Raw genomic sequence first — 13,322 nt, forward strand, 5'->3', positions numbered from 1 at the left:
TGCACATGCAGCAGACCAGCATTTTGAAACCGCCGAATTTGAAATAAACGTTCCGGTAATACTTGCGCTTATCGGGGTTTGGTATATCAACTTCTTTGATGCCGAAACGCAGGCCATTTTGCCTTATGACCAGTATATGCACCGCTTTGCTGCTTATTTTCAGCAGGGGGATATGGAAAGTAACGGCAAGCATGTGGACCGCAACGGAAAAGATGTGACTTATGAAACAGGACCGATCATCTGGGGTGAGCCGGGTACAAATGGCCAGCATGCCTTTTATCAGCTGATTCACCAGGGGACGCGTTTGATCCCTTGTGATTTCATAGCCCCCGCACAAAGTCTGAACCCGATAGGCGATCATCACCCTATTTTGCTGTCAAATTTCTTTGCCCAAACGGAAGCACTGATGAATGGCAAAACCAAAGAACAGGTCGTGGCTGAACTTCAAAAGGATGGCAAGTCTGAAGCAGAGGTTGCGGAGCTGGCTCCATTTAAAGTTTTTGAAGGCAACAGACCTACGAATTCCATTTTACTGAAAAAGGTAACGCCTTTTAGTTTAGGAAGCCTGATCGCGTTTTATGAGCATAAGATTTTCGTACAGGGCATCATCTGGAACATTTTCAGTTTTGACCAGTGGGGAGTAGAATTGGGCAAGCAACTCGCAAAAAGCATATTGCCTGAACTTGGAGATGATAAAAATGTTTCTTCTCATGACGGCTCTACCAATGGCCTGATCAATCAGTACAAAGCCTGGAGATAGCATTTGTTTTCAAAATGTAATATAGCCCCGGCAAATTAAACCTTGCCGGGGCTAATTTGTTCTAATACAATAAACTACCAATATAATTTTGTATATTCATTTATGAACCATCATGGGCTAACATTCACAAACAGCAATGTATATAGCCCATGATAGCTTCATAGCAATTAAAAATAAATATATACTAATGAAAATCCATGTAAATATGAACAATCTTAAAAGCTTTTTAATTGCCGCTGCACTATTTACAGCGGTACAGGCATCAGCCCAGACTGATAAAGAAACCACTATCAAGTTAGTGGAGGCCAAAAATTTAGTGTTCAACGCGACTACTGCTTATCCATTAGCGAGCGCTGACATCAATGCGATTTTGAGTAAAATGCCGGGAGGACAATCGGGTTCGGCGATCCAGCTGAGCGGTTCACGGTACCAGCTGAAGATAGATAAGGACAGCATTGACTCTGATCTGCCATATTATGGAAGAGCTTACACTGCTACAAGAGATCCAAATGACTCAGGCATCAAGTTTAAATCAAAAGATTTCGCTTATACAACTGAGAAAAAGAAAAAAGGAAATTACCTCATTACCATTAAACCGAAAGACGCCAAAGATGTACAGAGCATGACGCTTAATGTAACATTGAACGGCTACGCTACATTGAGTGTAAATAGTACTAACAGGCAGCCGATTACCTTTTACGGGTACATCGCTGAGTCTCCCAAGAAAGACGAACTGAGTAAATAGTTTTTAAACGAAAAGGCCGGATCAAAAGATCCGGCCTTTTTTATTTCCCGTCGAATGCCTTATTTCTTTGGCACCAGTGCAATCTCAAACAGCTTAGGCCATTTTTTACCGGTTACAAACAGACGCTTTCCTGTCTGATCATAAGCTATTCCGTTCAAAACATTATTGGATATGGAAATCTCGTCTTTAAAATATCCCTCAGGAAGCAGTCCGGAAAGATCGATTTTCTTTTCAACTATACCTGATTTAGTATCTATGACCACAATATAGTTATAGGTATAGATGTTTGCATACAGCTTATCGCCGATCATCTCAAGCTCATTGATAGAATCTACTGCTCCTTTATTGTCAAATACGTCTATGACCTTTTCATCTTTATAAGTGTCTTTATTCATAAAATAAAGACGGTTGGTGCCGTCAGACATGATCAGCTGCTGTCCGTTGAAACACAGGCCCCAGCCTTCCCTGGCGGTTTGATAAGAGAAAGTCCCCAGTTGTTTAAATGTCTTCGCATCATATATGAAGCCGGAATTTTGTTTATAGGTCAGCATCACTACTTTGTCCCCAACCAGAGCAGCCCCCTCACCAAAGATCTTTTTATCCAGGTCTATTCTTTGCAGGGCCTTGCCGGATGCAATGTCTACCCACCTTAAAGTTGAAGTACCTTCCTGCCCGGTGCTTTCCAGAAATTTGCCGTTATGGTATTCTAAGCCTTGTGTATAGGAAGTGGTATCGTGAGGAAAGGTCTTTACGATTTTATAGGTATATTCCTCTGGTTCTACTCCCGAATTCAGCAATACACTTATGGTAGAGGTATCTTTCACCCCATCCCGGTCCACAATCGCTGTAATGATCTTATAGCCGACAGAGAGCCCTGAAGTTTTCAGAACAACCGGTTTGGCGTCACTGCTGCTGCCGGCAGGTTTGCCATCCAGTAAATAAGTTGCGGAAGTCAGTTTTTCCCCTTCAGGAAGGTCAAGCTGGACCTTGATCTCTTCGCCCAGTCCGAAAGTCTGTCCCTGCTCCGGAAGCTTAAAATCGATGCCCGAGACGACAGGCTTATCCTTGCAGGAAAGCATGAACAGCATGCCGGACAACAGGCCCAGCACCGGTATTATTTTAAAGAATGTGTTGGTATTTTTAACTTGGCCAGAATGCATCTTCTATATGATTAATTTTATAAAGGTCTTTATTTTCAAAAACAATTGCAATAACGTCAAACCTGATCTCGCCCTGGTGATTGGTCTGCTCTATATAAGCGGAAGAAGCATATTCAAGCTGCTGTTCCTTCTTCCTGCTGACAAAATCCTCAGGCATCCCATAATCAACAGAGGAACGGGTCTTCACCTCAACAAAGATGATGATCCCCTGCTGGTTAGCAATAACGTCAACTTCAGCCCTTCCGTATTTCCAGTTCATCTTTAAAATGCGGTAACCCAGGTTTTCCAGGTAATCCCTGGCTATTTCTTCGCCGCGCCTGCCCAGATCGTTGTGACTTGCCATCTATTTTAATATAACTGAACCCAGAAATTTGGAGATCTCTTTTTCTACACCTTTGATGAATGAATAACGCTGCATCAGGATTTCCTGGTTGGTGCTGTCCTCTTCTGTTTTGATCTCCTGCAGCAGGCTGAGCAGCATCCGGTCCACTTTACGCTTTTTCAGATGAAATATGCCGCCAAGGACGGTTGCCTTCAGGTTGACCGTCTCGTCCCTGACATAGATCTGGTGCTTATTGTACCAGTTATCACTAAGTGTATAGGGTGAAGTGGAAAGCGTTATGGCCAGGTCCTGGATCTCCCTGTCCTCACTCTTTATAAATTGATTGGCCACGGGCAAATGTCCGTTTTCGATCTCGTCTCTGTAAATATCTATGATCCGTTTGCACAGCGCATCTTCAAAGGTCACATCAGACAGGTTCTGCATGATGAATGAGCCGATGTACATGTTATCGATCTTGTCCCAGTTTACCAGCTCATGCCCGAAAGCCAGCAGCAGGCGGACAATCTCCCTTTCCTGGATCTGGTCATTGTCCGGCGCAGCCTCAGGAGCGGGTGCTGCCCCTGGATCCGGATTTTCAAACAGGTTATCCGGCGGGCCGTCCTGATAAGGATTTTGAAATTGCTGGCTATTGTTATGATTACTGCTGTTTTTCTTAAACTTAGCTGCCCTGATCTTATTGAGCTCAGATAAAAGCGTTCTTTCTTCTATCTGCAGCAAGCCGCTGCATTCCCGGATGAAAACTGATGCTTTAATATCATCAGGTATTTTGGCAATGCTTTCGACAATATCCCTGATGATGCCAGCTCTTTTGATCGGATCTGTACCTGCCTCCTTAAGCAGAATGCTGGCCTTATATAGTATAAAATCCTTACGGGTGTTTTCAATGTACTTCTTAAACTCTCCCGAGCCTACATGATGCATATAGGAATCCGGATCATGCCCGTCTGGAAAAAGCACCACTTTTACGTTGAGACCTTCCTCAAGGATCATGTCCAGTCCGCGCAGGGAGGCTTTAATCCCCGCAGCATCCCCATCATAAAGTATGGTTACATTTTGGGTAAACCTGCCAATCAGACGGATCTGTTCAGTAGTCAGTGATGTTCCTGAGGAGGCCACTACATTTTCTATTCCGGCCTGATGTACTGAAAGTACATCCGCATAACCCTCTACCAGGTAGCAATTGTCTGCGTCCCTGATGGCCTTCTTGGCATGGAAAAGACCATAAAGAACGTTAGATTTATGATAGATCTCGCTTTCCGGAGAATTTACGTATTTGGGAACGTTCTTGTCCGTTTTCAGGGTACGCCCGCCAAAACCGATGATGCGTCCCGTAAAATTGTGAATAGGGAACATTACCCTGCCCCTGAACCTGTCGTACAGTTTGCCTTTATCATTCCTGATGGCCAGTCCGGTTCTTTCCAGGTAGTCTTCCTTATGTCCCGCGGCAACCGAACTCTGGATCAGCGCGTCCCAGACATCGGGCGAATAGCCCAGCTGAAATTTTTTGACAATATCTTCCCTGAACCCGCGCTCCTTAAAATAGCTGAGGCCTATGGCACGTCCTTCTTCGCCCGTCCAAAGCTCATTGGCAAAATAATTCGCTGCATATTCAGAAACAATGTAGAGGCTCTCTCTTGCGTTCTGAGCTTCAATATTCTGGGGCGACTGCGCAATCTCCTCCACCTCAATATTGTACTTATTGGCCAGGTATTTCAGTGCTTCAGGATAGCAATATTTTTCATGGTCCATAATGAAATGGACGGAATCTCCACCCTTGCCGCAGCCAAAGCATTTATAAATCCCCTTGGCGACAGAAACATGGAAGGAGGGTGTCTTTTCATTATGAAAAGGACAATTACCGATTAAACTGGACCCACGCTTTTTTAAAGGCACAAAATCGCCGACCACCTCCTCTATACGGGCGGTGTCCATAATTTTGCCTATAGTGTCCTGGTTAATCAATTCGTTTGTGCATTTAAATCTGGTGAAAATTATTGAACCAGTGGAAGTAATTTGTCTGCCAGTGTCTGGTTTCCTTTAGCGTTCAGGTGCACCCCGTCAGAAGTCAGGATACCTTTTTCTTTGTCTTCTGCATTGTGCTCTGCATCGTAAGTTTTAAATATAGTTCTCAGGTCGCAAAGCGGCAGGTTGTTTTTTGCTGCTATGTCCCTGATGGCACCTGAATATTTATCGAGGTCAGCATCCATTTCATTGGCATTATTTTTCTTCTCACCGATCACAGCGGGGGTGCACAAAACCACCCTGGCTCCATTAGCCTGGATCTTTTTGATCAGCGCTTCATAGAACCGGATGAATTTATCATAATCTGTACCTGTTCTGCTGGATTGCTTATGCCAAACGTCGTTTACACCGATATAGATCACCACGACATCAGGTTTTTTGTTCAATACATCATCTTCCATACGCAGGTACAGATCATATACTTTATTTCCTCCGATACCGGCACCTATCACCTCATATTTGGACGAATCAAGCGCTTTTTTGATCAGGTCCACGTAACCACCGGGTTTCACACCTGCCTGGGTTATGGAATCTCCAAAAAAGATGATTTTTTTGGGCTTCAGGGTCATGGCCGACAGGAGCAATATCATGACGGATGCGGACAATAATGCAATAGGTTTTAAAAAGGTTTTCATACTTGTGCGTTTTTGTTATCAGGATAGAGTTGGTTTCAATTTATGTTATCATCGTCGTTGCCTGCTATCTTAGCTGTTGCTTTTCTGTTGTCGTCATTACGTTAATTTTCTGCTCCCGTCATTGCGAGGTACGAAGCAATCTCCATATAAGATTGCTTCGTACCTCGCAATGACGGAGGATATGAACAGCGGCGCAGGCAAATACGAAGTTAAAAAATTACTTCCCTTTTCCAAGGTGGTAATCCTTGTGTACAATTAAAAAACTTGCCCTTTCCTCTTTCTTAAACGGATAATCCCAATTGCCCTGATAGGTGATCTTGGTCGGCAGTTTTTCCTCTCCAAAGTAACTGGTCTCAATGTTCATCTGCACATCAAAATCAAACAGCAGGTTACTATACTTCATGTCCACGTAACGCCCCAGGATCTCAAAGTTCCGCTTGTCAAAAATGGTCGTCAGCTCCTTGATCATCAGTCCTTTTTTAGTGCCGTTGCTCAGGTCCTTCTTTACCGTCACCTTAAACCAGTAAACCGGGATGGAATCCAGGTAGGTGCCGCTTTGATAGGCGTAGTCATAGTACTGCCGCATATTGGCCGTAAAGATCTGGGTCTTGCTGCCAATAAACGGCAGCCCCTTAATTGGTCTGCCCGGCGCAAAGATCAGGGTCTTTAATTTATCCTTATAGCTTTCATTGGTGTCTCCCGCCTTGCCCGCAATCATCGGCCCCTCAGCGACAAATCCGGTTTGGTAAGCATTCATAAAAATGTAGTCGAACATCTCCAGCGTGTACAGCTGGTACTTGCCATTCTTCTTATACACATTCCCCGTATCCCGTTTGGCCAGATATTCCATTTTCTTTACTCCTTCATTGGTATGCCTGATCTTGCGGTAAATGCGCCCGTCTACCTTATTCCTTTTATTATACGTGTAGATATTATTCTCGGCGATGAAGCTGTACTTCTTCATGTTCCTGAAAGCCTGGTAAAAGCTATTGTCGCTGATAATGGCATTAATGAAGGTTTCTACACCAAATTTCTGCGCTTTGATATTGATCACTGAATCCAGCTGTATGGTTTTAATGGTGTCGGGATTGAACCTGTTGATCTCCTGGGCAGACCCCCTGGCACAAAACGCTGTCAATACCACTAATACAAGTACGCTTTTCATTAATTACCCAACTGCTTCAAGGCGATATAGGACATTAAGCCGGTAGATACTTTTAGTGCATCCTCATCAATATCAAACCTTGGTGTATGTACGGAGTAACAGGTGTCTTTTTCTTTATTACCCGTACCCAGCCTGTAGAAACAGGCGTCAGTAACCTGCGAATAATAGGCAAAATCCTCAGCTGCCATCCAGATGTCCAGATCTATTACATTCTCTTTGCCCAGGTAATCTTCCGCAAAAGCACGCGCACTGGCGGTCAGTTTCTCCTCATTGACCAGGTATGGATAACCGTCCATGATCCTGAATTCGCAGCTGCCGCCCATACTTTCCGCTATTCCTTCTGCCATTTTTTTCATCAGCCGTTTGGCCTCTTTGCGCCACTCTTCGTTGAGTGTCCTGAAGGTACCTTCTAATTTTACTTCATTTGGAATAATGTTGGTCGCACCATTTGCGATCACTTTCCCAAACGAGAGTACAGAAGGCAGACGCGGATCGGCATTCCTGCTCACAATTTGCTGCAGGGCGATGATGATATGGGAAGCGATCAGTACCGGATCGATGTTCTGATGCGGCTGCGCACCATGCCCGCCTTTGCCATGTACAGTTACATAAAGTTCATCAGTCGAAGCCATATAAATACCAGATCTGAAGCCCACTTTACCGGCATCGATCAGTGGCATGACGTGCTGACCAACGATGTGCTGCGGCTTAGGGTTTTCCAGCACTCCTTCTTTAATCATGATGCTTGCTCCGCCGGGAAGCAACTCTTCTGCGGGCTGAAAGATCAGTTTGACCGTACCACCAAATTCAGCCTTCAGGCTGTTCAGTATAAATGCGGTACCCAGCAGGGAAGAACTGTGCACATCATGCCCGCAGGCATGCATTACACCTTTATTCTTTGAGACATAAGGTTTTTCATTCGCCTCCAGTATGGGCAGGGCGTCCATGTCCGCGCGCAGTGCGATGATCTTGTCCGAGGGAAGCCCTCCTTCAATCAGTCCCACTACTCCTGTATTTGCCATTTCCGTAAAAGGAATCCCCCAGTCCGTTAACAATTTCTTGATAAAAGCTGAGGTTTCATACTCGTGAAAGGAAAGTTCCGGATTGGCATGAATATGCTGGCGATACCCGACCACCTGTTCAAATATATCACTTGAAAGGTGCTGGATCTTATCTTTATTTATCATTTTCGTATTCTAAATTAGGTGCATTAATCTTCTCTCTGAAGATAAAAAGAGTGGGGAATTCGGACCTGAGCTCGCTCATCAGGCGCTGGGCCTCCAGCCGGGTTCTAAAATCTCCTGCGCGCAGGTAATAATTGGGTTCCTTGTAGGTGATATAGGTATTTAAAGTTGGATATAAGGATTTGAATTTGGCTTGCTGGCTAAAAACCTCTCTTCTGTCAGAACCATAAAACACCTGTACACGGTAGCCCACCTGGGAAACGACAGCTCCTGGTTTTACAGTTCCGCTTCCTGAAGGCCTGTTGTTCAGCACGATCCTTTTAGCGATCAGGCTGTCTATCATCGGGTCTTTCACTATGGTGACCACTCCCCTGGACTGCGCGAGCGCACCAGCAGCAAAAAAACAAAATACACAGGCAATAGCTATTCTCATGAACCGGGCTTTAAAAAAGAATGCCGAATTCTTTTTACAAAACTCGGCATTCTATATGTTTATTACAAATTACAAGCCTGCACCATGGCAATTTTTGTATTTCTTGCCACTTCCGCAAGGGCAGGGTTCGTTTCTTCCGATCGTTACTTCCTTACGGATGGGCTGTTGAGGGACCTGCTCACGGGTATCTTCCATTTCCGGCATCCCTGTAGATGAAGGTTGTGAAAACTCAGGTTTAGATAGCTTCAATCTGCTTGGTGCCGGCCTTGGGGCCTGCGCTTCTCTTACATCATTAGGATCGGTCTGTACCGGAATGCCTCCTTTAAACAGGAAGCTGACCACTTCTTTGTTCACCGCATTCAGCATGTTCTTGAACAGGTTAAATGCCTCCATTTTATAAATGATCAATGGGTCCTTTTGCTCGTAGACGGCATTCTGAACAGACTGTTTCAGCTCATCCATTTCACGCAGGTGCTCTTTCCAGGATTCATCGATCAAAGCAAGTACGATGGTTTTCTCAAATGACTTGGTCACCTCACGGCCGCCATTGTCTATTGCTTTTTTCAGACCTACAGGAACCTGTATGTGACGGACGCCATCGGTAAACGGAACAATGATCTGCTCGATCTGTTCTCCGCGCTCTGCAAATACCTGTTTCAGTACCGGCATTGCCTGATCTTTGATCGCATCAGATTTCCTCGCGTAAAATGAAGTTACTTCTTCAAATAACTTATCTGTCAGGGGATGAATTCCTTTTGACGCGAATTCATTTTCATCAATTGAAGTATCTGCGGAGAAGTTCTTGATCACCTCCAGTTTAAATCCTTCATAATTACCGGCTTCTTTGTATTCCGATACGATATCTTCAGCAACGTCAAACACCATATTGCTCATGTCTACATCCAGGCGCTCGCCAAACAAGGCATTTCTGCGTTTTGCGTAGATCACCGAACGCTGGGAGTTCATGACATCATCATATTCCAGCAAGCGCTTACGGATCCCAAAGTTATTTTCCTCTACTTTCTTCTGTGCACGCTCGATAGATTTGGTGATCATCGAGTGCTGGATTACTTCTCCGTCTTCAATACCCATTCTTACCATGATGTTAGAGATTCTTTCAGAACCAAATAACCTCATCAGGTTGTCTTCAAGAGACACGAAAAACTGAGACGAACCCGGGTCACCCTGACGACCGGCACGACCGCGCAGCTGCCTGTCTACACGACGGGACTCGTGGCGTTCGGTACCTACGATAGCCAGACCTCCGGCGTCTTTTACGCCCGGTCCTAATTTAATATCCGTACCACGGCCGGCCATGTTGGTGGCAATGGTCACCTGGCCTGCCTGACCTGCCTCGGCCACAATATCCGCCTCTTTCTGGTGCATCTTAGCATTCAGTACATTGTGCTTGATGCCGCGCAGTTTCAGCATTCGGCTCAGCAACTCCGAGATCTCTACCGAGGTAGTACCTACGAGTACCGGACGGCCTGCTTCTGTCAGTTTCACGATCTCTTCTGCTACCGCATTGTATTTTTCGCGTACGGTCCGGTAGACATAATCCTGCTCATCTTTTCTTGTAATGGCCCTGTTGGTAGGGATTTCCACCACATCGAGTTTATAGATAGACCAGAACTCACCGGCTTCAGTAGTTGCAGTACCCGTCATACCGCAAAGCTTGTGATACATCCGGAAAAAGTTTTGCAAAGTCACTGTAGCGTAAGTTTGTGATGCATCCTCTACTTTCACATTTTCTTTTGCTTCAATGGCCTGGTGCAGCCCGTCAGAATAGCGGCGGCCATCCATGATCCGGCCTGTCTGCTCATCCACGATCTTGATCTTGCCTTCGTCAATAATGTATTCTACATCGATCTCAAACAAGGTATACGCTTTCAATAGCTGGTTTACGGAGTGGATCCGCTCTGCCTTGATCGAATAATCACGCATCAACGCATCTTTCTGAGCGATCTTTTCTTCACTTTCCAGTGATGACTTTTCGATCTCAGCAATCTCAGTACCCACGTCCGGCAGTACAAAGAAGTTATTGTCCTCTCCCGATTTGGTGATCAGCTCAATACCTTTTTCAGTCAGTTCTACCTGGTTATTTTTCTCATCAATATAGAAAAACAGTTCCGAATCTACCTTAGGCATATTTTTCGACTGGTCCGCCATATAATGGTTTTCTGTTTTCAATAAGGTTTGCTTATTGCCCCCCTCACTCAGAAATTTGATCAGTGCTTTGTTTTTAGGCAGACCGCGGTGCGCCCGCAATAATGCCAGACCGCCTTCTCCTTCTTCAGTTCCGGCTTTGCCGTCATTAATTAGTTTTTTCGCTTCATTTAAAGCTTTGCTCACATACTCTCTCTGCGCTGTTACCAATCGTTCAATGCGTGGTTTCAGCTCATGAAACTCATGCTGGTCGCCAAAAGGAACCGGGCCTGATATGATCAGAGGTGTACGCGCATCATCGATCAATACCGAATCGACCTCATCGACCATCGCAAAGTGCAGTTTGCGCTGTACCAGCTGGTCAGGGGTCTGAGACATGTTATCACGCAGGTAATCAAACCCAAATTCATTATTGGTACCGTAAGTAATATCGGCAAGGTAGGCATCCCTGCGTTCCTGGGAATTCGGCTCATGCTTGTCGATGCAATCTACTTTCAGCCCATGGAATTCAAACAAAGGGCCATTCCATTCCGAGTCACGTCGTGCCAGGTAATCATTCACCGTCACGATGTGAACTCCCTGTCCGGCCAGTGCGTTGAGGTATGCCGGCAGCGTACTCACTAAAGTCTTACCCTCACCCGTTGCCATCTCTGCGATCTTTCCGTCATGCAGCACCATACCACCGATCAGCTGTACATCATAGTGGATCATATTCCACAATACTTCAGTACCGGCAGCTTCCCATTTGTTGGCCCACAGTGCTTTGTCGCCTTGTATGGTTACATTCTTTTTACGCGCAGCGTAATCGCGATCAAAGGACGTGGCCGTCACTTCCAGTAATTCATTTTCAGTAAAACGTCTTGAAGTCTCCTTTACAACTGCGAATGCGGAAGGTAAAATGCCTTTTAAGATCACTTCCAGTTCTTTATCGCGGTCTTTTGCGAGTACATCTATCTGATCATACAAGGCGGTTTTTTCTGCCAGTGAGAGTTGAGCACCCTCAGCTTCAGCCTTCAAACTACTTATTTTTTCATCAATCTCAGCTAACCCTTCAGTGATAACTGATTTAAAATGTACTGTTTTATTACGGAGCTCGTCATTGCTTAATGCGGTGAGCTTTGCATATTCTTCATTGATCTGGGCTACTACGGGCTGTATCAGTTTAATATCCCGCTCCGATTTGCTTCCAAATATCTTGGTTAAAAATCCTAACATCTTTTACGTTTGTTTATTATATTATTTTTAAAATACGATGAATTACAACAACCAGGCCAACAGGCATTTGAGCCACATTGTCAGTTGTTGATGTGCTCAATGTTTTTGCATCACGTCATCCTGAATTTATTTCAGGATCCCGGAATAGCAGAGATTGAGGCATGTGCGAGATCCTGAAATAAATTCAGGATGACGATAGCATTAGATTAAGGACTGTTGTTCTTAGGTTTCTCCCTTATGGTAAGGTTGGTAATGGATTGGTTGCAAGACCTGTATTTTGCAATGCGCATTACAGGCAAGACCCCGATTGAGGTCAGCTCACTCGAAGATAAAAAGTAAGGATGGTGCTGGTCATCAGGCTGGCTTGAACGGACATTTACCAGTTCTGTGCCACTGTGCTGCTTATTGCAGTATTTTTCGGTAATGAGCCTTAGCCCCTCAACCCGCTCTGCTTTTGCCAGATGGGTAAGACTAAAAAATACAAGGGATAAGGTAACAATATGTCTCATGTTGCGGGCAAATCTAATTTTAATCTTTTACATACCAAAATCTATGCGGTATATTTGCCACCTTATACCAAACATTTAAAATAACATATACTCATGAATATATTGCTATTAGGGTCAGGAGGAAGAGAAAGCGCCTTTGCATGGAAGATCAGTCAGTCAGAGCTGTGCAGCAAGCTGATCATTGCACCCGGCAATGGCGGAACGGCTGCTTACGGAAAGAACGTCATCTTAAACCCTAATGATTTTGAAGCAGTAAAAGCACTGGTGCTTAAAGAAAATATAGAGCTGGTTGTGGTAGGGCCCGAAGAACCCCTGGTAAACGGAATCCATAACTTCTTTGCCGAAGACGAAGCGTTATCACAAATTCCGGTGATCGGCCCTAAAAAAGAAGGTGCTATCCTGGAAGGCAGCAAAGATTTCTCCAAGCAGTTTATGGCCCGTCACGGCATTCCTACCCCGGGTTCACAGTCATTTACTAACGAAAATTTGGAGCAAGGGCTTGCTTACCTTGAAAACCACAGCCTTCCCATTGTACTGAAGGCTGACGGTCTGGCCGCCGGCAAGGGTGTTTTAATCTGCGAAACCGTTGCTGATGCGCGAGAAGAGCTGAAACTGATGCTGGGGGGAAAATTCGGACAGGCAGGAGCTCTCGTTGTGATTGAGGAGTACCTTACCGGAATTGAACTTTCTGTTTTTGTACTGACCGATGGTGACAATTATGTCATTCTTCCTGAAGCAAAGGACTATAAGAAAATTGGCCAGGGAGACAGCGGACTAAATACAGGTGGAATGGGATCAGTTTCTCCGGTTCCGTTTGCCGACGAAAAATTTCTTAAGGAAGTCGAGCAAAGCATCATTATCCCAACCATCACCGGCCTGAAAAAAGACAATATAGATTATACCGGCTTTATCTTTTTTGGTTTGTTTAAAGTCGGCGACAAGCCGATGATCATCGAATACAACTGCCGCATGGGCGATCCGGAAA

Annotated in this window: 11 protein-coding genes and 1 pseudogene; 3 read left to right on the forward strand and 9 right to left on the reverse strand. The window is 45.0% G+C overall.

Going from position 1 to position 13,322, the window contains the following annotated elements; all coding sequences use genetic code 11:
* Window positions 1-760 (forward strand): annotated as a pseudogene (gene pgi / locus VK541_RS09750) (glucose-6-phosphate isomerase); the annotation flags it as partial.
* A gap of 205 nt (window positions 761-965) precedes the next feature.
* A complete protein-coding gene (locus tag VK541_RS09755) occupies window positions 966-1,505 on the forward strand; it encodes a DUF4251 domain-containing protein (RefSeq protein WP_324369419.1) in 540 nt (179 codons plus the stop codon).
* A 59-nt stretch (window positions 1,506-1,564) separates the two neighbouring features.
* On the opposite strand, the gene VK541_RS09760 is transcribed toward VK541_RS09755, so the two are convergent.
* The 9 genes from VK541_RS09760 to VK541_RS09800 form a co-directional block, all read right to left on the reverse strand.
* A complete protein-coding gene (locus tag VK541_RS09760; RefSeq protein ID WP_324369423.1) occupies window positions 1,565-2,665 on the reverse strand; it encodes a glutaminyl-peptide cyclotransferase in 1,101 nt (366 codons plus the stop codon).
* Window positions 2,646-3,008 carry a YraN family protein gene (locus VK541_RS09765; protein ID WP_324369424.1) on the reverse strand — a complete coding sequence of 121 codons (363 nt, stop codon included), beginning with the start codon at window positions 3,006-3,008 and terminating at the stop codon, window positions 2,646-2,648. Before VK541_RS09765 ends, VK541_RS09760 begins: the two co-directional genes overlap by 20 nt.
* Window positions 3,009-4,970: a DNA primase gene (gene dnaG, locus VK541_RS09770; protein WP_324369427.1), complete on the reverse strand. Its 1,962-nt coding sequence runs from the start codon at window positions 4,968-4,970 to the stop codon at window positions 3,009-3,011. It lies immediately after the preceding gene.
* A 29-nt stretch (window positions 4,971-4,999) separates the two neighbouring features.
* Window positions 5,000-5,665: an SGNH/GDSL hydrolase family protein gene (locus VK541_RS09775; RefSeq protein ID WP_324369429.1), complete on the reverse strand. Its 666-nt coding sequence runs from the start codon at window positions 5,663-5,665 to the stop codon at window positions 5,000-5,002.
* 217 nt (window positions 5,666-5,882) lie between these two features.
* The gene (locus VK541_RS09780; protein WP_324369431.1) at window positions 5,883-6,830 is read right to left on the reverse strand and encodes a hypothetical protein; all 948 of its coding nucleotides are present in this window, start codon (window positions 6,828-6,830) and stop codon (window positions 5,883-5,885) included.
* The gene (locus VK541_RS09785; RefSeq protein ID WP_324369433.1) at window positions 6,830-8,017 is read right to left on the reverse strand and encodes a M20 family metallopeptidase; all 1,188 of its coding nucleotides are present in this window, start codon (window positions 8,015-8,017) and stop codon (window positions 6,830-6,832) included. Before VK541_RS09785 ends, VK541_RS09780 begins: the two co-directional genes overlap by 1 nt.
* Window positions 8,007-8,447 carry an SPOR domain-containing protein gene (locus tag VK541_RS09790; protein WP_324369435.1) on the reverse strand — a complete coding sequence of 147 codons (441 nt, stop codon included), beginning with the start codon at window positions 8,445-8,447 and terminating at the stop codon, window positions 8,007-8,009. Before VK541_RS09790 ends, VK541_RS09785 begins: the two co-directional genes overlap by 11 nt.
* Before the next feature lie 69 nt (window positions 8,448-8,516).
* Window positions 8,517-11,828: a preprotein translocase subunit SecA gene (gene secA, locus VK541_RS09795; protein WP_324369436.1), complete on the reverse strand. Its 3,312-nt coding sequence runs from the start codon at window positions 11,826-11,828 to the stop codon at window positions 8,517-8,519.
* 206 nt (window positions 11,829-12,034) lie between these two features.
* Window positions 12,035-12,337 carry a hypothetical protein gene (locus tag VK541_RS09800; protein WP_324369438.1) on the reverse strand — a complete coding sequence of 101 codons (303 nt, stop codon included), beginning with the start codon at window positions 12,335-12,337 and terminating at the stop codon, window positions 12,035-12,037.
* A gap of 93 nt (window positions 12,338-12,430) precedes the next feature.
* Between VK541_RS09800 and purD the strand changes: the two genes are divergently transcribed.
* On the forward strand, window positions 12,431-13,322 hold an 892-nt coding region (gene purD, locus VK541_RS09805; RefSeq protein WP_324369440.1), incomplete at its 3' end, for a phosphoribosylamine--glycine ligase.

The sequence above is a fragment of the Pedobacter sp. genome, assembly GCF_035317785.1.
Taxonomy (GTDB): domain Bacteria; phylum Bacteroidota; class Bacteroidia; order Sphingobacteriales; family Sphingobacteriaceae; genus Pedobacter.

Bases quoted from the DNA above. Each gene is read 5' to 3' on its own strand.
- VK541_RS09755 (WP_324369419.1), top strand. From the start codon at position 966: ATGAACAATCTTAAAAGCTTTTTAATTGCCGCTGCACTATTTACAGCG.
- VK541_RS09760 (WP_324369423.1), bottom strand. From the start codon at position 2,665: ATGCATTCTGGCCAAGTTAAAAATACCAACACATTCTTTAAAATAATA.
- VK541_RS09765 (WP_324369424.1), bottom strand. From the start codon at position 3,008: ATGGCAAGTCACAACGATCTGGGCAGGCGCGGCGAAGAAATAGCCAGG.
- VK541_RS09775 (WP_324369429.1), bottom strand. From the start codon at position 5,665: ATGAAAACCTTTTTAAAACCTATTGCATTATTGTCCGCATCCGTCATG.
- VK541_RS09780 (WP_324369431.1), bottom strand. From the start codon at position 6,830: ATGAAAAGCGTACTTGTATTAGTGGTATTGACAGCGTTTTGTGCCAGG.
- VK541_RS09785 (WP_324369433.1), bottom strand. From the start codon at position 8,017: ATGATAAATAAAGATAAGATCCAGCACCTTTCAAGTGATATATTTGAA.
- VK541_RS09790 (WP_324369435.1), bottom strand. From the start codon at position 8,447: ATGAGAATAGCTATTGCCTGTGTATTTTGTTTTTTTGCTGCTGGTGCG.
- secA (WP_324369436.1), bottom strand. From the start codon at position 11,828: ATGTTAGGATTTTTAACCAAGATATTTGGAAGCAAATCGGAGCGGGAT.
- VK541_RS09800 (WP_324369438.1), bottom strand. From the start codon at position 12,337: ATGAGACATATTGTTACCTTATCCCTTGTATTTTTTAGTCTTACCCAT.